This is a genomic window from Wolbachia endosymbiont of Phyllotreta cruciferae, assembly GCF_918697765.1.
In the GTDB taxonomy this organism is placed as follows: domain Bacteria; phylum Pseudomonadota; class Alphaproteobacteria; order Rickettsiales; family Anaplasmataceae; genus Wolbachia; species Wolbachia pipientis.
Genome location: NZ_OU953855.1, coordinates 864,990 through 884,919, shown reverse-complemented (window position 1 = coordinate 884,919; position 19,930 = coordinate 864,990). Strand labels below are relative to the sequence as shown.

Sequence of the window (19,930 nt, the reverse complement as noted above, 5' to 3'; positions counted from 1 at the left end):
ATAGAAAAACTTAAAAATGAAGTATAAAAGATTATATCAGCAAAAACAAGTTGACACTGAGTGCTAAAATCCTTAATAATCTAAAGTTAAATCGTGAGAGTTTTTATATGACAACTGTTATCACTAGAAAGTATAGGATTAGCCGTAGACTTGGTGTAAATTTATGGGGTAGAGCTAAAGACCCAGTAAACAAAAGGAAATACCCTCCAGGTCAACATGGTATTCTTGGATTCAAGAAGTTATCCGACTTTGGTAAGCAGTTTGCTGCGCATAAGAAATTTAAGTTTTACTATGCGATTTCAAGTAAGCAGCTCAGACGTACATTTTTAGATGCTTATAACAGAAAGGGTTATACGGCTGATAATTTTATCGGTATCTTAGAATCGAGATTAAGTTCTGTTTTATACCACTCTGGTCTTGTTCCAACAATTTACTCAGCAAAGCAGCTCATATCTCATAAGCACGTTACAGTTAATGATAAGGTGGTTAACATATCGAGTTATCGAGTGAAGCCAGGTGATATAATAAAAATAAGAGAAAGGGCAGCAAAAATCCCTGTAGTAGTAGAGGCTGAACAAAAACAAGAGCGCAAGGCTCCGGATTATTTAGAAGCAGATAGTAAAGAGCATTCAGTGAAGTATTTGAGGTCACCTCAATATTCTGAGGTTCCTTATTCAGCAGACATGGAAGTCAATTTAGTAGTAGAGTTTTACTCTAGATAGATAAAAAAAGCCCGTGTGGCGGAATCGGTAGACGCAGCGGACTTAAAATCCGTGGGTTTTGCGACCTTGGGAGTTCAAGTCTCCCCATGGGCACCAATTTAACTTAGCAGATAAATACAAAAAAGTATGAAATGGCTTGATATAGAAGATATTGTGGAAGCTCTGGAGGAAAAATTTCCAAATGAGAATATAATTAGTATCAGATTCACTGAGCTTAAAAAAAAGGTCTTGAGTTTAGAGGAATTTGATGATGATGAAAAACGCTGTAACGAAAAAATACTCGAAGCTATTCAAGCAGCTTGGATTGAGGAAAGATTAACCGCATAGCAATAAACCATACGCAAACGTGATTTCTATTACAATTTGCATATTGATTATGCTATTTTTTGGATCTAGCCTGGCAAGTTAATAATAATTTAACCAATTGCAATTAAAACAGCTATAAGGTTAATTATGAGGCAAAACAAAAATTTTTGAATGGAACGATCTTGACAAGTGCTACGTTGAGATAAGTTTTGCATAAAAATACTGCTTTTACGGTGTGAGGCCAGAGGGTAGAGCCTTTGTAAAGCAGTTAGAAGGTTGTCATCTAAGTAGCGTGACCAGAGCTAGATTCCGCGAACACGCCGCGGAATGACGACTATGCAATATGCGTTGCGGAGTGACGATTATGGTCATACCGTCACGGTATCTCACAAACATGTAGCAGTAATGACAAAATCTCAAGTTATATGTATACTTTTATATTATCTACCTACTAAAAAAACAGAAAAATGCTCAAACGTAGCGGTCCAAAAAAATTAAAGTCTATAATTGAAAACTATGCATTAAAATGCATGAAAAATAAGATTAGTAAAAATGAAATACGTCTTATTTTAAACTGGCGAAATATAGTAGGGAAAGAAATAGCAGAGTGTACAAAACCGAAAAAGATCTCATATGCACAGAATATAAATTCGGGTGTGTTGCATCTGGTAGTAACAAATGGCAGCAAAGCATTGGAAATTCAGCATATGATTTCTCTTATAATAGAAAAAATTACGATATTTTTTGGTTATAAAGCAGTATATGGTATAAAAATTAAGCAAGAGAGTATTGACTATTTGACTATATAAGGTAATCTAAGTACATAGAATAATTTGGTATATTGAAGTGAGTAGAGTTTGTGAATTAACAAATAGAAAAAAATCTTTTGGTAATAAGGTATCACATTCGAATCGTAAAACAAAGCGTACCTTTCTTTTAAATTTACATAAGGTTACGTTGACAAGTGATATATTGAATAAAAAGTTTAGATTTCGTGTGGCAACAAGAACTTTGAGAACTATAGATTACAAAGGTGATTTAGATGCTTTTTTGCTCAACACAAGAACGATTAAACTAAGTGAGAAAGCGCAGAAGATAAAAAGAAGGTTGAAAAAAGTTTTAGTAAAGCAAGAGGTAGAGTTAGCAGTTTCAGATGCATAGCAAACCTCAATGGCTCAGAGCAAAAGCTCCGACCGGTGAAGTATTCAATGAAACCTTAAACATCGTTAAACTGCATAACTTGCATACAGTGTGCGAAGAGGCTGCATGTCCAAACATTGGTGAATGTTGGAATAAACGTCATGCTACTGTGATGATTCTCGGTTCTGTTTGCACTCGTGCTTGTGCATTTTGCAACGTTGCAACTGGCATTCCTGATAAACTAGACCCTCATGAACCAGAAAATTTAGCAAAAGCAATAAAAAAGTTAAACTTAAAACATGTTGTCATTACTTCTGTTGATCGTGATGATTTACCAGATGGTGGCGCAAATCAGTTTATACAGTGCATAGAAGAAATTAGAAAGATAACTTCAGAAACAACAATAGAGATTTTAACTCCTGATTTTTTAAATAAGAAAGGAGCATTTGAAGCAATTGCTGTTGCATCACCTGATGTCTATAACCACAATATTGAAACAGTGCCGAGATTGTATGCAAAAATAAGACCACGAGCTCGCTATTTTCATTCACTATATTTGTTGAAGATGGTAAAGCAGATTAATCCTAAAGTTTTCACAAAGTCAGGGCTTATGGTTGGTCTTGGAGAAACAAAAGAGGAAATACTTCAGGTTATGGACGATTTGCGCAGTGCTGAGGTTGATTTTATTACAATTGGTCAATATCTACAACCAACTCCAAAACATGCAAAACTTGATAGGTATGTTACCCCAGAAGAGTTTGAGCATTATAAATATATTGCTTACTCCAAAGGTTTCTTAGTGGTTGCATCAAGCCCACTGACTAGGTCATCATACCACGCTGAAGAAGATTTTAACAGGCTCAAGGCCTGTCGTTGACATTTGTGTTAATTCAAATTAATTTTTACTAATTATAAAGGAGTTGAGCGACTTTACGTAATGTCTACTATAAAAATCAAGAAGAAATCACAATTAGTTAAAGAGGTATTCGATTCCGTGGCAAGTCGCTACGACACCATGAATGATATAATGAGCCTCGGAATGCACAGATTATGGAAAGATAAGATGGTAAATAGTGTGCATTTTACAAAAAACTCTAAGGTTTTAGATGTTGCTGGAGGAACTGGAGATATAGCAATAAGAATAGTAAGAAAAGAGCCAAGTGCTAAGGTTACAGTATGCGATATAAATCAAAATATGCTAAGCAGAGGACGTGATAAAGCTATAAATTCAAATCAAATTAATTTTGATTGGGTATGTGCGAGTGCAGAAAGTTTACCATTTGAAGACTCCGAATTTGATTATTGCACAATAGCTTTTGGCATTCGAAACGTTTCTGACCGCAAGAAGGCTTTAAATGAGGCGCGCAGGGTATTAAAACCACATGGAAAATTTATCTGCTTAGAATTTGCCCCTATGCACTATCAAAATGAGATATTTACCAAACTTTATGACTTATATTCATTTAAAGTAATTCCTAAAATTGGCAGCATAGTTGCTAAAGACAAGAGTTCTTATGAATATTTAGTGAAGAGCATCAGAGAATTTCCAACTCAGGCTGATTTTAAAATGGAGATTGAAGAGGTAGGTTTTAAGAATGTTGAGTTTCATAATATGAGCTATGGAATAGTGGCATTACACATTGGAACAAAATGAATATTAAACTCTGGTATAGAACGCTGGATTATTATCTCATCCTTCCAGTGTTTTTTTTGCTCACTATAAGCTTCATTCTTGTTTATTCAGCAAGCCCTGTAATTGCGCAGCGTCTTTTTCTACCACAGGATTATTTTATACGGCGCCATACAATTTATATAGTCCTGTCACTAATTACCTTGGTGACATTTTCTTTTCTCAACACAAGAACTATACTTAACCTCTCATTCGCAGGTTTCGCTTTATTTACTATTCTAGTAGCAACTGCGATAATACTTGGTATAGAGGTAAAAGGTGCGAAACGATGGTTACATATTGTCAAAATTTCAGTTCAACCATCTGAGTTCGTAAGGCCATTTTTTTCTGTTGTTATAGCTAGTATCTTGGCCAGCGAAATGAAGTTTAAAATACACATATCAATCATAATATTTCTGTTAGTTTTTGTGTTGTTACTTTTGCAACCTGATTTCAGTATGTCTATGCTTTTAACATATTCTTTTATTGGTCAAATGTTTATTGCATGTATACCACTTTTATACTTTCTATGCATAATAGGAATGGCCACAACTGGAACTACAATAGCTTACTTATGCCTCCCACATATAAAGCAAAGGATTTACAATTTTGTCTTTTTTACGCAACGCGATAACTTTCAAGTCACAAAATCATTAGAAGCATTCAAAAGAGGTCAATTAACTGGAGTTGGACCTGGTGAAGGTAGCGTAAAAGCCTCTCTTCCTGATTGTCATACAGATTTTGTGTTTTCTGTTTTAGCAGAAGAATTTGGTTTGATTACGTGCTTAGCCACATTGATGTTATTTGGCATCATTTCCGCCCGCTTGCTTTACATTGCATATAGGGAAAATGAATTATTTAATCTGTTGGTGATTCTCGGTATCTCAATTCAATTCATCACACAATTCATAATAAACATAGGGGTAACATTGAGTGTTTTTCCAACCACCGGCATAACCCTGCCGTTACTTAGCTATGGTGGTTCTTCTCTTTTATCTTCGAGCATTGCACTTGGCATAATGCTGTCTTTTAGTAGAAATCAAGCTATTGCATTAAAGTTTCGTGAGCGTATTATGCTTGGAAGGTATATGGACTAAACTTGTACCGCTCACAACTGCACGAACATTGAAATTTGCAGGTGGCAGGTGCAAGTAGCTGACACTGGTTCACTTTATAATGGTGTCATCCAAGTAGCTTGACACTGGTATCCAGTCCTTTTGCACAGTTCCATCAAAAACGTTGTAAAGCGCTTTCGTGTTTACCAACTTAGTGCCCAATCTGGATCCCAGACGGCTTTGTTGCATCACACTTTATGAGATGGTGATTTATGGTAAATTCATGTAACTATCTCAAATTTAGCCATACCAATATCAGTGAATTTATTAAGCAAATAGCATTTGATTAGCAGTTCTTTTTCTCGATTTATCTCAGATTTATTCCTAAAACTAAATCCGAATATTTGCTTTAATCTTGAGAAAAACCCTTCAATATAAGATCTTTTCCCATAATTTACTTCTTTTTTCCATTCTTTCATGCCATCTTCACCGTATAATTTTATTAACCTAATAGCAGCATTCCTGTCAGACATATAATCTATTTCTGGATGTTCTGCCGCATTGTTTATTGGTGGAATTTTTGTCTTTATATCGTATTTGTTACACAACTTATAAAACTTGTGCCTATCACATGCTCTATCTGCATATAGTGCTTTTATGGCATGCTGAAAATCAACTTCTTTTAGCAAATCACAAGCTCCATAGTGATCAGAGTAGACACCGTTACTGTATTTTACAGCTATGGCTTTTTTGTTGTTTATATTCAACATTACGTGCAATTTTCTCGTTTGCTCATAGCCACGATATTTTCTGTCGGTGCTATTTTCCTTGCTGTGACCAGGAGTGTTGTTGTATATACTAATTCCTGTACTGTCTATAGCAATTTCGATATCTTCCATATTATTTTTATCAATTCTGCAATCATTTATCTTAATATTAAGTTTCTTAAACCTTCTTGATGCTTGTGAATAGCTGATAACTGCCAAATCTCTTCCTATTTGTTGCAAATACCCTTTTATAAACCCGACTGTTTGTCTTAAACCAATTCTAAAGAAACTGACGATTATATGCACCAAAATCACAACTTTATCACTATAAATATAGTTGCCGCCCTGCATTTTTGGACAATTCTCGTACCAATTTTCTATGGCGTCATTGATATAACAAAAAATGCTTCCTCTTTCTTGGAGAAATTTGTTATATTCATGGCAGTTACTGACTCTCATTTTTTGTGGCATATTTTTTCTTCAACAGTTAAATGGCTATTTATAATGAATTTTGTCAGTAACTGCCAGTTCTTTTCACTTGAGCGATGCAACAAAGCCCACTGGGATCCAGAAAAATTGATTGTGCACTATACAACATTTTCGATTAAAAGCTGGATTCCAGTGTCAAGCACTGGAATGACATCACAGGGGCACTGGAATTTTTGTTTCAATATTTGTACATTAGCCATGCATCTGAACAGACAATGGCGTCAACTTAAGGAAAAATATCAGCGATAGTGTATAAAATTTCTCTCTAAATTTTTTATCATTAAATTATCCAAAGAGTGCAATAAACAGCACTTTTGTTTCTGTTTTATTTCAACAAAGAAGTCTAAAATGTGTCCTTTTTAGGTGAAACATGCGTGCGCCAAGCAAAGTGCGTAAAGTCCAGTTGGTGAAAATCCAACCCAGGCAAAGCCTAGCCAGCAGGCTGGAACAAACCACTATGCTGCGTAAGGTAACGAGCGTAGTAAAGCTAGTGGAATGGACAACACAGGGTACAACGAAAGTGAAGGTATTGAGTCCCGAAATTCTCGATGTCATAGAGGTCGACACGTTGCATATAGTGGAAGACAGCAAGAAGGGTAACAATAGGGCAAGTTATCACTCACTCTATCGGGATCTGAGGCCGTATCACGTGTTGAGATGGAGTTTACGTAAACTTGGGAGATCCTTTGTATTCCTATTAAGGTACGTTGGAACAAGTCAACAAAGGCGAGTACTGACGGAAGATATAAAGGAAGTCGGACTGATTGATAGTACTCAGAGTGTGGGAAAGCCACATACAAGGGGAAGCGGTCAGCAATATAGTGACTGGTTTAGGAATTGCTATGCCAATACAACGGAGGTTGGAATAACGTGCAAAGAAAACTAAATCAGATAGCAGTAAGAGCCAGGCAAGATAAACGATTGAAATTTAATCGTTAATTCATCTGATAAACGCAGAGAATCTTGCTGAATGTTATAAAGAGCTAAAGCATAACAAAGCATGCGGTATAGACCAGGTGACAGTAGAAGCTTATGGAGAAAATCTTGAAGAGAAGCTCAACACTCTGGTGGATAGTATGAAAAGAAAGCGATATCAACCGCAACCAGTGAAAAGAGTATATATACCAAAAGCTGGAAGCAAAGAGAAACGCGGGCTTGGAGTACCGTCTACAGAAGATAAGTTAGTCCAGATAATGCTGAAGAAGATATTAGAAAATATTTATGAAGCTAACTTTCTGGATAACTCATATGGTTTTCGTCCTGGTAGAAGCTGTCATCAAGCGGTAAATGCACTAAATAAAGCAGTTATGTACAGACCAACTAACTATGTAGTAGAAGTTGATATCAAGAAATTCTTTGATAATGTCCAGCACAAATGGCTAATGAGATGCTTGAGAGAACGGATAACAGACCCAAACATACTGTGGTTAGTAAAACGATTTCTTAAGGCAGGAGTAGTCGAAGCAGGACATTATGAAGCAACTGAACTAGGCACACCTCAGGGGGGAATAGTAAGTCCTATACTAGCTAATATATAGTTGCATTATGTGCTGGATTTGTGGTTTGAAAAGAAATTCAAGCTAAGATCTAAAGGTTATATGGAGCTAGTTAGGTATGCAGACGATCACCTGATTTGCTGCGAAAGAGAAAAAGATGCTAGAGAACTCTTAGAGTCACTGAAACAAAGGCTAGGAAAATTTGGACTGGAAATATCTGAAGACAAAACAAGAATAGTAAAGTTTGGCAAAAAGGAGTGGCAACAAGGAATAAGGGAGAAACGAAAAACGGAAAGTTTCAACTTTCTAGGATTCACCCATTATGGTACAAGGAGTCGTAAAGGTAGAGTAATGGTAGGTCATAAAACCTCGAAAGAAAATCTATCTAGAAAACTTAAAGAAATCAAAGAATGGGTGAAAAAGATCCGAAATAAAGTTCACCTTAAAGATTGGTGGTCAATACTTAAAGCAAAACTAACAGGACACTATAACTACTTCGGAGTTAGCGGAAATTACCGGTGGTTGAATAAATTCTTCTGGCGGGTAATCAAGCTAGCGTATAAATGGATAAACCGACGTAGTCAGAAGAAGAGTATGAATTCAAAGCAATTTATACACTATCTACAAGTTAATCCATTACCAAAACCAAGAATATGCTACTCATTATATACAAAATAGGAAATGCTGTGAATACTACATTGTGGAGCCGTGTGCGGGAAAGCTGCAAGCACGGTTCTGGTGGGGGAGTCATAGCGATAAAACTTAATCAGGAGGATTTAAAACTATGACTTCTACCAAACAAAAAGGAAAAAATTTTATTCTACAAATTAAAAATATAATATACTCGAAAGCTTTTCAGAGAATCCATTGTGTTGAGTTTTACACGAACAAGAAAACTTCCTTTTTCGACAGTATTTTCTATGATTTTAAAGTTAGTTAAAAAAAGTTTGGGAATAGAATGTGAACTTATGGAGCCATTGACATGTACCCTCAAAGCAAGCTTTTTCTAAAGCAAGATATAAGATTTGTCATACAGGTTTTAAAGAATTTAAGCATCCAAACAGCCTATCAAGATGAGCCTGAGTTGGAGAGGCTATAGGCTTATTGCAGCAGATGGTTCTGGTATGAGATTACCCAGCTCTGAGGAAATTGTATCCGAGTTTGGCCGCTTTAAACCAAATGGAACAACAGGCACAATGCCACCATTGGCAATTTGTTTGTTGATTTGTGTACTTCGCTGATTTGTAGTGCTCGTCTTGCGGCTTGGAATATAGGTGAACAAACGTTGGCGGAAGAGCAATTACCCGAAGTTATCACTCAAATGCGTTCATTAAATCAAAAGAAATTATTATTTATCTATGATCGTCTTCAGTAAAATTCATTCAGCAGCATTATGATTTGGAAGTAGATTTTATTTTTCGCTTGCAAAAAAGAAATTATAGCAAGCTATGGGAACGAATTGCATCTGGAGAATTAGATTTCGATTTTATATTAGAAAATGAAAAGCTAAAAAATAAAATGAAAGGACAGAAAGTAAGAGTAATAGTGCTGACATTAGCCAACGGAGAAACAGAGGTATTGGTTACTTCACTTTTTGATCGAGAAAAATTTACTTTGGAAGATATCAGCAAAGCTTATGTATTAAGGTGGCATATAGAGGAGTGCTATAAACGACTCAAAATAGGTGCAGAGTTAGAGAATTTTTCTGGCGTAAATTTAGAGGCTGTATTACAAGAATTTTGGGCAAACTTAGTCATGTGTAATATATTGTCGCTTCATATGTGTGATGCACAAGGGCCTTGGAATCCAGATCAAATTGCTGAGTATCGTTTAAATTTTTCGGTTTTATTTGGTGTAATGAGGCAGAAACTCTATCAGGTACTTATTGCGCCAAAAAACTTTCAAGCCCTTTTTGATAGAGCAAGTATACGCGCTAAAGTTAAAATCCGACCGGGACGATTGTATAGCCGCGATAAGGTAGATAAGCCCAAACGCCATCATGTCTTTAGGAGAGTTTGCTAATGAAAGTTCTTAAGTTGACGCCATTGTCCGTTCAGGATAGCGGCAAGACCATAGAGTAAAAGTGAGTTTACAACAAATGGTGTCATCCCAGTGCTTGACACTGGGATGGCTTTGTTGCATAGCAACTGAAAAAATCTGGTGGCTACTGACAAAATTCATTATAAAATAGCCATTTAACCTTGAAAGAAAAAATATGCCACAAAAAATGAGGGTCAGTAACCATAGCGAATATAACAAATTTCTAGAAAAAAGAGGAAATATTTTTCATTATATCAACGAAGCCATAGAAAAGTGGTACGAGAATGGTCCAAAAATACCAGGTGGCAACAATATTTATAGCGATAAAGTTGTAATTTTGGTGCACATAATAACTTGTTTATTTAGAATAGGCCTGAGGCAAACAGTTGGGTTTATAGCAGGATACCTTGAGCAAATTGGGAAAAATTTGCAAGTTATCAGCTATTCACAATCATCAAGAAGGTTTAAGAAACTCAATATTAAGATCAATGATTGCAGAATTGATAAAAATAATATGGAAGATATCGAAATTACTATAGACAGTACAGGAATTAGTATATACAACAACACTCCTGGTCATAGCAAAGAAAATAGCGAAGATAGAAAGTATCGCAGCTATGAACAGACAAGAAAATTGCATGTAATGTTGAATACAAACAGCAAAAAAGCCATAGCTGTAAAATACAGTAACGGTGTCTACTCTGATCACTATGGAGCTTGTGATTTGCTAAAAGAAGTCGATTTTCAGTATGTCATAAAAGTACTATATGCAGATAGGGCATATGACAGAGAAAAGCTCTATAAGCTGTGTAATCAATATGGTATAAAAACGAAAATTCCTCCGAAAAACAACGCAGCAGAGCATCCAAAATTGGATTATATGCTTGATAGAAATGCCGCTATTCAGTTAATGAAATTACATGGTGAGAATGGTATAAAAAGATGGAAAGAAGAAGTAAATTACGGAAAAAGATCGTATATTGAAGGATTTTTCTCAAGGTTGAAGCGAATATTTGGGTTTAGTTTTAGGAGCAAATCTGAGATTAATCGTGAGAAGGAACTGCTACTCAAGTGTTATTTGCTTAACAAATTTACTGAAATAGGCATGGCTAAGTTTGAGATAGCTTCATGAATTTATTGTACGTTACCTACTATCCGAAGAGCGATACAACAAAGCCCTTACTATTACCCACAAATATAAATGTTTGTTGCATAGCTCTTAATGGCATAACTTTTGCTTGAAATAACTGTTTATATGGTGCAATTTACAGCTTTTAGTTGCTAAAATTATAACTCTTAGTTTAATAATTTTAATCTAATAAGCTTTCAGGTTAATAAAATTAAATTATTTGAGTAAATACAATACTATGTTTTTATTTGTGGGTAATAGTAAGAACAAAGCCCACTGGGATCCAGGAATTTTATTAAGTTGGTAAGCATAAAAGTAGCCGTTTTATGTTAAAATACAACATTTTGATGATTATGAAAAAGCTGGATTCCAGTGTCAAGCACTGGAATGACATCGTTTACTATGTACCATATTGCAATGTTCGTACAGCTGTGTGTCACGCACTTTGCTTCAATATTTGCACATTAGCCACTCCTCTAAACAGATACGCTAGTTTTTGTGAATATAATACAACGCAGCTTACCATTTGTTATGCAGACTTGCTACAACCCAAACTCTTCATTGACTTTATCAACTATTGCCTGTGGTGGATCCTCTCCCCATCCTGAATACAAAATCTCTCCATAGTCTGCAACATCTATAGAGCCAGTTCTGCTTTTTGCTAGAAACATTTCTCTTTTCTCTTTATCAACTAATACATAATGCCACGCTGATTTTCCACGATCTTTACCACGGACTAAGTATATAAGATCTGACCTACTTCTTTTTGTTGCATCAGCAAAAGATCTTTCATTGACAGTTCTGCTTTTACTTTTTATGCCGCCACTTTCAGAAAAAGCTTCCTTGGATTCGGTTTTTTTGCCTGCTAATTCAGAAATTTTTCCTTTTTCCCCTAATGCCCGTTCTTTGGTGTTTTGAGACGAATACTTACTGGAAAAACCTTCCCCTGTACCGCCAGGAGTCCTGTTTGTGAAACGCTTAGTAAATGAATTATTGTCGTTGTTTTCTGCCATAAAAATCTCCAAACTTTAGATTGTAGAATCCAAACTTTTACTACACTTTATCATATGTTAATTAAATTAATATAAATGAAAAATAATATAGTAATTATTACAGGAATTACGGCCTCAGGTAAATCAGAATTATGCGATAACCTGATAGAAAAATATGGAAATATTAGTATAATAAATTGTGATTCAAAGCAGGTATATGAAGAAATTCCCATAATTACTGCTCAACCACCAAAGCAAGAAGTATTTTATAAACTATATGGTTATGTTTCAGCAAAAGAAAATTATTCCGTGGGTCTATGGTTAGAAGATTTAGAAAAAGAAGTTAATCACGCATTAGAAAATGCTCAAATACCTATCATCACTGGAGGAAGCGGGCTTTACATCAGCAGTTTAATCAAAGGCTTATCATCAATGCCACAAATAAGTCAGGAAGTGAGGAAAAATGTAAGCGAATTAAGGAAAAATTTAAGTAAAGAGGAGTTTTACAAATTAGCGCTAAGCAAAGATCCAAGGATTCAAGGTAAAGTGTTCATGAATGACTCGCACCGCCTTTCAAGGGCACTTGAAGTTATCACTGAAACTGGCAAGTCAATTTTTGTATGGCAAGAGAATAGACAGCCTCCTTTATTCAATAATTTTAAGATATATACAATTCTGCCTAAACGTGAAGATGTATACCGAAAAATAAATTCTCGTTTCATTACAATGATTGAAAATGGAGCAATTGATGAAGTAAAAAAGCTACTTAGCATGAACCTAGCCCCACATTTGCCAGCTATGAAAGCACATGGAGTGCCAGAAATTGTAAAGTATTTGAAAGGTGAGATTACTTTAGACAAAGCGATACAGATTGCTCAAACAAACACAAGACACTACGCAAAACGCCAGTATACTTGGTTTAAAAACCAGTTCCCAAGTTCTGAAGTCATTGATTGTGCAAATGAGCTAACAGCGCTTGAAATATTTTAATTGTTAGTTTCTAGGTGTATTTCCATACTCATTGCTATGAATGGGCGGTTCCATATTTTCCAGATGGCTGTTCACTTTTGGTGGCTTATCCAAGCCATGCTCTATTTTTATTTTAAAAAATCCAAGCCTCTCGCAAAATTTCTGAAAACACTCTTTTATAACGTCAAACAAGTTTTTATCACCTATATTATAGTCCTTCAGTCTCTTAGGAACAGTAAGTGACAATTTACCATCTTCATATGTTACATTTTTATCACCTTGAGACTTAAGTGTGAATTCTAGCGAGCTATCCAATTTACATAATTCTTCTTCCAGTTCTGCAAAAGTGCGAACTGCAATTTTTTCTTCAATTCTGATTGCCGCATGACTTGGATCACTACAATTAATATGTGTTACATGATTAGACTGAAACAATAACCCATATGTTTCAGCTAAATGAAGGATAGGTCCTCCTTTACCATACAATGCACCCACATAAGCAGCCTGGTTACAATTAGTGATTAGTTCTTCTAGAATAGAATCATTTGGAACTTCTGCTTCAGCATATTCAAATAGCTCTGTAAAAACTTGTTTTACAAATTGGCGGTACTTATTTTTGTCATTTGAAATGAGGTTGGTATGTTTATTATATAATTCATCAACAAGCTCTTTTGTTATAACTTTGTTCTGAATAACAAGTTTCATTCTTGGAAGATCTACGTACATAGTTGCACCAGAATTCGCTTCAGCATTATCTTTACCAGCCCTCAACCTGCTAAAACCAAACTTTTCTGCTTGAGCTCTTAGTGTAACTATTGGATTTTCCTTTTCTTTTGGTGTAGAGCTGTTCATCATTAATACCTTGATATAGACTGCTAATGGTATAATAACACATAAAAATGATTAATAAGTTAATAAAATACCTACTATAAGCCCTATGATAGCAAATATAGTTAGGGGTAACTTAGGCTTACCGACGATTTTAAAAACAACAAATTCGTCATTCCGTTACGTGTTAGCAGCTGAGATACCGCGAATGAATCGCGGTATGACGTTAGAGAGCTGTGCTAGCTATAGTGCATACCTGACCATAAGGTGACAAGATTTTAAAAAGGCTCTATAACAGTTTTACACATGTATGAATCTCAATGAGCAATCAGATTTTTCTAAATAGCAGGCTGGAGAATATACCTAAGTTCCATTCCGCAATATTGCCTAAACTTTGTGGTGGGGACAAGGTGGTGGATCTGCTGTTTTATAAGCCACTTAGTTATGTGGATAGAAGCAAGTTACTATCTGATGCTCGAGTTGGAGAATTTACAACTTTCATTGCAAAAGTTTATGAACATCAGTCGCCCACTTTTAGAGGTAGACCATATAAAATAGTCGTTGAAAGTGAGAGTCAGTATATATTCATAGTCTTTTTTAATTACTCAGTTAAGTATTTATATAAACTATTTCCAATTGGAGCGAATGTGATCATCAGTGGCAAACTCGAAAAATTTGCTGAACATTGGCAAATTACTCATCCAGATTACGTGTCGCTTGACATCAACCAATTTAAAGAAATAGCTTGCATAGAGCCAGTTTACCAATTATGCCGTGGCATTACCAATAAGCGCATTGGGAACATAATAAGCTCTAATCTAAAGGAATTGCCTGATTTACCAGAGTGGATAGATGATACATTAATCAAGCAAAAAAAATGGTTAAGTTGGAGGGAAAGCATCATAAAGTTGCACAGACCAAGCTCATTGGCGGAAGCTGAGGTTTGTAGAAAAAGGCTTGCTTATGATGAATTGTTTGCGTATCAGCTAGCGCTGAAACTTGCAAGAAAAAATCATGTGAAAGAAAGGGGAAGAGAATTTGTAATATTGAGTAAATACAAAGAGCAAGTTTTAAATGAATTGTCGTTTCAATTAACAAATGATCAAACTCGTGCAATAGATGAGATCTCAGAGAGACAAAAATCCAAGTATCGCATGATAAGCTTGCTGCAAGGTGATGTTGGTAGTGGCAAAACCGTAGTTGCACTTTTTGCGATGATAAATGTGGTAGAAAACAACATGCAGGCAGCTCTAATGGCACCGACTACTATCTTGGCGGAGCAACATTATAATTGGATTGAGGAAGTTTTATCCTGTACCGATATAAAAGTTGCGCTGCTTACTGGTAAAACTTCGCGCAAGGAAAGAAAGATTATCATGAACGAACTTGCAAGTGGTGTTTTAAATATAGTGATTGGCACTCATGCACTATTTCAAGCTAACGTTACATTTAAAAATTTAGGGCTTGCAGTCATAGACGAGCAACAGCGATTTGGAGTGATGCAGAGAAATCGCTTGGTAGGAAAAGGAGAAAATGCCGATATACTTTTCGTTACTGCAACTCCCATTCCAAGAACTTTGCAGCAAGCTATGTATGGTGACGTTGAATGTTCAATTTTGAAAGAAAAACCAAAATCCAGATTGCCAATAAAAACTGTAACTATGAACATTAGTAGGGTGCCAGATGTTATTGAAAAGCTAAAAGGTGCTATAAACAGGGGCGAAAAAGCATATTGGATTTGTCCATATATAGAAGAAAACGAAGAGACCAATATTGCTGCAGCAGAGATGCGTTTTCAGGAATTACAAAAAACATTTCTTGATAAAGTCGGGATAATACACGGAAAATTGACTCAGGAGCAGAAAGATCAAGTTATGTTTTCCTTCAAAAGGAATGAATTTTCTCTGCTTGTTGCAACCACTGTGATAGAAGTTGGTATAGATGTGCCAGATGCAACCATCATGATTATAGAAAATGCAGAGCAATTTGGGTTATCACAATTGCATCAGTTAAGAGGCAGAGTAGGGCGAGGAAACAAGCCATCTTTTTGTGTATTATTATACGATAATTTAAGTAAAAGCTCATCTTCAAAGTTAAAGATCATGTGTGAGTCACAAGATGGATTTTACATTGCTGAAAGGGATATGATGCTAAGAGGCAGTGGAGATATTTTAGGCACAAAACAATCAGGATGTATGGAATTTAAATTTGCTGATTTATATCAGGACAAAGAGCTGCTCAATCTCGCGTATAATAACGCAAAAGGCGCAATGGCTGATTTTGAATTACTGCTTGATATATTTGAATATAGGAGTAGATTACATTTTTCAAAATTTCAGTAGAAAAACCAGGTAGCCCGCAGAAACAAAAAAACTTCCTTGACAAACCTCGCCAGCCCCCTTATCATGAAACTGAAGCTATTGTATTTGCTTTCGCCAATCTGCAGATTAAAAGGTAAGGATTACTTAATGTATCGGCGTCTTATGTTCAATTTTTTGCAGTATATAGATGCTGTATGTCTTTACAAAACTTCATCTACATCTAGATTTTTATCTAAATAAGCTGAACGCGCTTATAAAGCGTTACAAGACATCAAAAAATGCCAATACTCGACAGAGATAGTAAAAGACTAGCTAACTCGGGGATTCTTTGTCTTTTTTTCTGCTTAGTAAATTTCTTAAACATTTGCAGCGTAAGTTAGTTGCAATTAAAAGCAGCTGAATTTCGCTTGTCAAGCGTTTAAAACATAAAAAACGCCAATATTTTAAAGCGGATAATAACCACGGGGCTTCTTTTGCCTTTTTTTTCATTTGGTAAATTTCTTAAATATTTAGATTAGTTGCAATTTAAGAGCCCGTAAAGGGTGTCATTCCAGTGCTTGACACTGGAATCCAGGTTGCTCACAAGCGAACTAGCATAGAAAGTGGTTACAACGTTTTCGATGAGATTGCAGAAAGGCTGGATCCCAGTGGGCTTTGTTGCATCGCTACTTATGAAAGGCTAACTATAGTTAGGATTATAAGCAACCTATTGAAAATCTTGTTTTTTTGCAATCAATCTGATCAAATTTAAGAATAGTAATTTGTTACTTATATTAATAAATTTAATTCTATTGAAAATAGCTAAAGCATTGAAATTCTTGAATTTTAGCCAGATTAGTGAGTGGTAGTGAAATTTCTTTTACTCAAATTTAGGTATTCACTGACCGTTCTTGTTATAAATACCAGAATAATAAGCTACTGATATTCCCTATCTTTTTTATCTTTAATCCATCATAGCTAGCGATGCAACAAAGCCATCCCAGTGTCAGCTACTTGAATGACATCATAGGGGCGCTGGGCATAAGTGTTGAAAGTAACACAAAAAAGACATAAAGAACTATTATTGCAAGAAAATGGAGGCAATAATGGATCAAATAGAAAGAGTACTAAATTTAATAAAAGATGAGGATTTAGAAAGGCTAGGAAAATTAAGTGAAGTAGATAAATGTAATACTAAATTGTTGGGCAAGATTATATTTAAAGGTCTAATGAAGTTAATATTAATGGGGCAAAAAACAAGCCTAAGAGCGCTAGAAATGGTAATAAACAGGTGTATAATGGATAAGAATAGCGATAAAAGTACAGTAACATACAGTGGTTTGTCAAAAAGGTTAAAAGTTATAAATCCAGAATATTTTAAGGGAGTATATATTGATTTGATGAGCAAGATTAAAAAGCTATTACCCCAAAAAACATCAAATAACTTACATAAGTTTGATTCGACGATCATAAATTTATCGGGATATCTCATAAAAGATGGGCTAAAAATAGGCGGTAAAAGTAACGACAGTCAAGTTAAAGTGAGTGTAGGATTAAAGGATCAATTGCCGACAAGTATAAGATTTTGTAAAGGACAAGAAGAAAGTAGTGAAGATATAGCATTAGTGAGAGCAATTAATGAAGCTAAAGTTGAAAAAGAGGATATTTTATTATTTGATAGAGGAATCAGAAAAGTTGGAACTTTTGCCGAATTTGATGAAAAGGAGTACAAATTTATCACAAGAGTTAAAGTCTTACTATTACCCACAAATATAAATGTTTGTTGCATAGCTCTTAATGGCATAACTTTTGCTTGAAATAACTGTTTATATGGTGCAATTTACAGCTTTTAGTTGCTAAAATTATAACTCTTAGTTTAATAATTTTAATCTAATAAGCTTTCAGGTTAATAAAATTAAATTATTTGAGTAAATACAATACTATGTTTTTATTTGTGGGTAATAGTAAGAGTTAAAGTAGGAAGAAAACATGATGTTATAAGCAGGAACAAAGTTATAAGAGAACAAAAATCGGATGGATCAGAGATTTTAGAAGATATAATAGTTAATCTTTATCGTGCACGAGGTAAAGTGGCAGAAAAGCATGATCTACGGCTAATAAAAATCAGAAATAAAATTGGAGATGAAATATGGTTTTTGACAAACTTGTTTGAAATGCCAGCTTATGAAGTAACAGAGCTATATAGGCGCAGATGGGATATAGAAATGTTCTTTAAATTTATAAAGCAAAATCTTGGATATAAGCACTTTTTAAGCCATACTATGAATGGCATGAAGGTGTATATTTACATGATTATTATTACGGCTTTGTTATTTCTTGTTTATAAAATCAAAAATAATCTACATGGGTTCAAAATAGCATTACTGCAATTCACATTGGATCTAAATGACTCTTTTATACGTTCGATTGTTTTACTGTCGGGAGGTAATTTACATGCCGTTGATCATCTCATATCACGTTATTTTTGATACTTTCAACACTTATGGGGCGCTGCCCTGACAATCGTCATCCCGCTACGTGTTAGCGGAATCTGCTGTGGCAACATAAACTCAAATCATTCAAATTTTAATCCAAAGAGGTATCATTATGTCAAACAACTTCAATTTTAAAGAATTTTTTAACCACTATGAAACAAATAGTACGTCAGATGATATACAAAGGTATTATTTGCTGTGGAAATCAGTAATAGCGCAGGCAATGATTGATGCAGCAAGTCACTGCAAAAAAACAGAAAGCTTGGTAGAAAAACGTAAGGCAATTTCTTGGTTATCAGACTTTAGTCAAGATTTTGTGCACACATGTATATTGGCTGATTGTGATCCGGTATACGTAAAAAACAAAATACAGCCAATCTTAAAAAGCCTTACTAGATAAAGCCTTTTTATATACTCAATGAGGTTTACTCCTTTTACCGAAAAAAATATAATGCAATCTCCTATCTATAGTTTCCTCTATATCTTTGATTAATAGCTGCTTTATCATGTTTACTTTTCGCTTTGCATCTTGAGCTTGACGCTCATTGTTACCACTGTTATTGCTGTAATTATTCTTATCACTATAACTACTGCCACTTGGTTTGCTACTGTTACTGAACTCACTACCCCTTTTTCTTCTTGTGTTGAGTATCTGTATTATCTTTTCCTTTAAAAAGGACTTCCAGCCTGTGCCAAGTAATAATTTATAGAGAAAATGCGGAGTAAGAAACGCCACTAATATTCGAATAGAAATTCCGTAACCGAGATCTTCCCTATTTTCATAATACCACTTGCAATATTGAAACAAACGGTAAAACGCATTTTTGAAAGAGCCAAATTCTACAGCATACCAAAAACCATTGCTGAGAAACATCAGCACAATGCTGAACGTGTAAAGATACATTGTGCAGAGAAACAGCTTTACAACTATATCTTTCAAGCTGCCTAGTATATAATTAAATAATCTTAATTTATAGAAAAGTGATATCATTTCACACCCACTTCAACATGGCTGGGGTGGAAGGATTCGAACCTTCGCGTGGCGGTATCAAAAACCGCTGCCTTACCACTTGGCTACACCCCAATACTACTTACATCAATAACACTATTAGCCCAATTAGTAAAAGATTTATTTGCTTTTTCTATGGGCATCACAGCAATAGCTGGCTGATCATAAGAATGCATTGCTTCGATTTTTTCTACAATTTTATCAACTTGATCATTTTTGCTTTTCATAATTGCTACTATTTCACAACTACTGTTAATTTCACCCTTCCATAAATACAGAGAATTCACTTCAGGAAATATATTTACACATACAATTAATTTCTCGTTTAACAATTCCTCAGAAACAGTCTTAGCCTCCTCAAAATTTGAAAAAGTTGTATAAACCAAAACTAAATTATTCATTAGTAGCTACATAAATGCATTGCTACTATACTCTACCGAGATTTATTCATCAAGAGAAAATAACGCCAGCGCGTACTGTATGAACATTTGTTTGCAAAGGTAGTATGTTAAGTGTTATAGCTA

18 protein-coding genes, 2 tRNA genes and 2 pseudogenes are annotated in these 19,930 nt (G+C 35.0%); 16 read left to right on the top strand and 6 right to left on the bottom strand.

The features are described from left to right. The first annotated feature begins 107 nt into the window (after positions 1–107). The 8 genes from rpsD to NL281_RS04090 all read left to right on the top strand — a co-directional run bounded on the left by rpsD (position 108) and on the right by NL281_RS04090 (position 4,934). Complete coding sequence (rpsD, locus tag NL281_RS04125; RefSeq protein WP_010962555.1) at positions 108–722, top strand: 30S ribosomal protein S4; 615 nt, start codon at positions 108–110, stop codon at positions 720–722. Positions 723–731: 9 nt separating this feature from the next. Next, positions 732–818, top strand: a tRNA-Leu gene (locus NL281_RS04120). A gap of 30 nt (positions 819–848) precedes the next feature. Continuing rightward, positions 849–1,049 (top strand): Fe-S cluster assembly protein IscX, encoded by a 201-nt coding sequence (gene iscX, locus NL281_RS04115; RefSeq protein WP_007552114.1) that lies wholly within the window; start codon positions 849–851, stop codon positions 1,047–1,049. A gap of 446 nt (positions 1,050–1,495) precedes the next feature. Further along, complete coding sequence (locus NL281_RS04110; RefSeq protein ID WP_010082513.1) at positions 1,496–1,837, top strand: DUF721 domain-containing protein; 342 nt, start codon at positions 1,496–1,498, stop codon at positions 1,835–1,837. A gap of 37 nt (positions 1,838–1,874) precedes the next feature. Further along, positions 1,875–2,189, top strand: coding sequence for a 50S ribosomal protein L28 (gene rpmB / locus NL281_RS04105; RefSeq protein ID WP_006279619.1), 315 nt, complete (start codon positions 1,875–1,877; stop codon positions 2,187–2,189). Beyond that, positions 2,182–3,045 (top strand): lipoyl synthase, encoded by an 864-nt coding sequence (lipA, locus tag NL281_RS04100; RefSeq protein ID WP_010082514.1) that lies wholly within the window; start codon positions 2,182–2,184, stop codon positions 3,043–3,045. The genes rpmB and lipA overlap by 8 nt, the downstream gene beginning before the upstream one ends. A gap of 60 nt (positions 3,046–3,105) precedes the next feature. Continuing rightward, positions 3,106–3,822, top strand: coding sequence for a bifunctional demethylmenaquinone methyltransferase/2-methoxy-6-polyprenyl-1,4-benzoquinol methylase UbiE (ubiE, locus tag NL281_RS04095; RefSeq protein ID WP_253303687.1), 717 nt, complete (start codon positions 3,106–3,108; stop codon positions 3,820–3,822). Further along, complete coding sequence (locus NL281_RS04090) at positions 3,819–4,934, top strand: FtsW/RodA/SpoVE family cell cycle protein (protein ID WP_253303686.1); 1,116 nt, start codon at positions 3,819–3,821, stop codon at positions 4,932–4,934. Before ubiE ends, NL281_RS04090 begins: the two co-directional genes overlap by 4 nt. Before the next feature lie 239 nt (positions 4,935–5,173). Here the strand turns inward: NL281_RS04090 and NL281_RS04085 are convergent, their stop codons facing one another. Next, positions 5,174–6,130 carry an IS5 family transposase gene (locus NL281_RS04085; RefSeq protein WP_253303014.1) on the bottom strand — a complete coding sequence of 319 codons (957 nt, stop codon included), beginning with the start codon at positions 6,128–6,130 and terminating at the stop codon, positions 5,174–5,176. 1,094 nt (positions 6,131–7,224) lie between these two features. Here NL281_RS04085 and ltrA point away from each other — a divergent pair. The 3 genes and pseudogenes from ltrA (at position 7,225) to NL281_RS04065 (ending at position 10,816) form a co-directional block, all read left to right on the top strand. Next, positions 7,225–8,322: pseudogene (ltrA, locus tag NL281_RS09195) on the top strand (group II intron reverse transcriptase/maturase). A gap of 106 nt (positions 8,323–8,428) precedes the next feature. Then, a pseudogene (locus NL281_RS04070) lies at positions 8,429–9,666 on the top strand (IS4 family transposase). A gap of 193 nt (positions 9,667–9,859) precedes the next feature. After that, positions 9,860–10,816, top strand: a complete 957-nt coding sequence (locus NL281_RS04065; RefSeq protein WP_253303449.1) for an IS5 family transposase — start codon at positions 9,860–9,862, stop codon at positions 10,814–10,816. Positions 10,817–11,355: 539 nt separating this feature from the next. On the opposite strand, the gene NL281_RS04060 is transcribed toward NL281_RS04065, so the two are convergent. Next, positions 11,356–11,826 (bottom strand): hypothetical protein, encoded by a 471-nt coding sequence (locus NL281_RS04060; protein WP_182309938.1) that lies wholly within the window; start codon positions 11,824–11,826, stop codon positions 11,356–11,358. A 75-nt stretch (positions 11,827–11,901) separates the two neighbouring features. Here NL281_RS04060 and miaA point away from each other — a divergent pair, with 75 nt between their 5' ends. Further along, the gene (gene miaA, locus NL281_RS04055) at positions 11,902–12,795 is read left to right on the top strand and encodes a tRNA (adenosine(37)-N6)-dimethylallyltransferase MiaA (protein ID WP_253303685.1); all 894 of its coding nucleotides are present in this window, start codon (positions 11,902–11,904) and stop codon (positions 12,793–12,795) included. Between the two features lie 3 nt (positions 12,796–12,798). Here miaA and NL281_RS04050 read toward each other — a convergent pair whose 3' ends face one another. Further along, a complete protein-coding gene (locus tag NL281_RS04050; protein WP_253303684.1) occupies positions 12,799–13,626 on the bottom strand; it encodes a hypothetical protein in 828 nt (275 codons plus the stop codon). Positions 13,627–13,922: 296 nt separating this feature from the next. On the opposite strand from NL281_RS04050, the gene recG reads away from it, so the two are divergent. From recG to NL281_RS04030, 4 genes are all read left to right on the top strand, one after another. Further along, a complete protein-coding gene (gene recG, locus NL281_RS04045) occupies positions 13,923–15,944 on the top strand; it encodes an ATP-dependent DNA helicase RecG (protein ID WP_341819225.1) in 2,022 nt (673 codons plus the stop codon). 1,052 nt (positions 15,945–16,996) lie between these two features. Then, positions 16,997–17,719, top strand: coding sequence for a hypothetical protein (locus NL281_RS04040; RefSeq protein WP_253303682.1), 723 nt, complete (start codon positions 16,997–16,999; stop codon positions 17,717–17,719). 135 nt (positions 17,720–17,854) lie between these two features. After that, positions 17,855–18,391 (top strand): transposase, encoded by a 537-nt coding sequence (locus NL281_RS04035; protein ID WP_253303681.1) that lies wholly within the window; start codon positions 17,855–17,857, stop codon positions 18,389–18,391. A 118-nt stretch (positions 18,392–18,509) separates the two neighbouring features. Further along, positions 18,510–18,797 (top strand): hypothetical protein, encoded by a 288-nt coding sequence (locus tag NL281_RS04030; RefSeq protein ID WP_064125289.1) that lies wholly within the window; start codon positions 18,510–18,512, stop codon positions 18,795–18,797. 15 nt (positions 18,798–18,812) lie between these two features. On the opposite strand, the gene NL281_RS04025 is transcribed toward NL281_RS04030, so the two are convergent. The 3 genes from NL281_RS04025 to cutA form a co-directional block, all read right to left on the bottom strand. Further along, positions 18,813–19,388 (bottom strand): hypothetical protein, encoded by a 576-nt coding sequence (locus NL281_RS04025; RefSeq protein WP_253303680.1) that lies wholly within the window; start codon positions 19,386–19,388, stop codon positions 18,813–18,815. An 18-nt stretch (positions 19,389–19,406) separates the two neighbouring features. Beyond that, positions 19,407–19,481, bottom strand: a tRNA-Gln gene (locus NL281_RS04020). Continuing rightward, positions 19,472–19,807, bottom strand: a complete 336-nt coding sequence (gene cutA / locus NL281_RS04015; protein WP_253303679.1) for a divalent-cation tolerance protein CutA — start codon at positions 19,805–19,807, stop codon at positions 19,472–19,474. Before cutA ends, NL281_RS04020 begins: the two co-directional genes overlap by 10 nt. Positions 19,808–19,930: the final 123 nt, after the last annotated feature.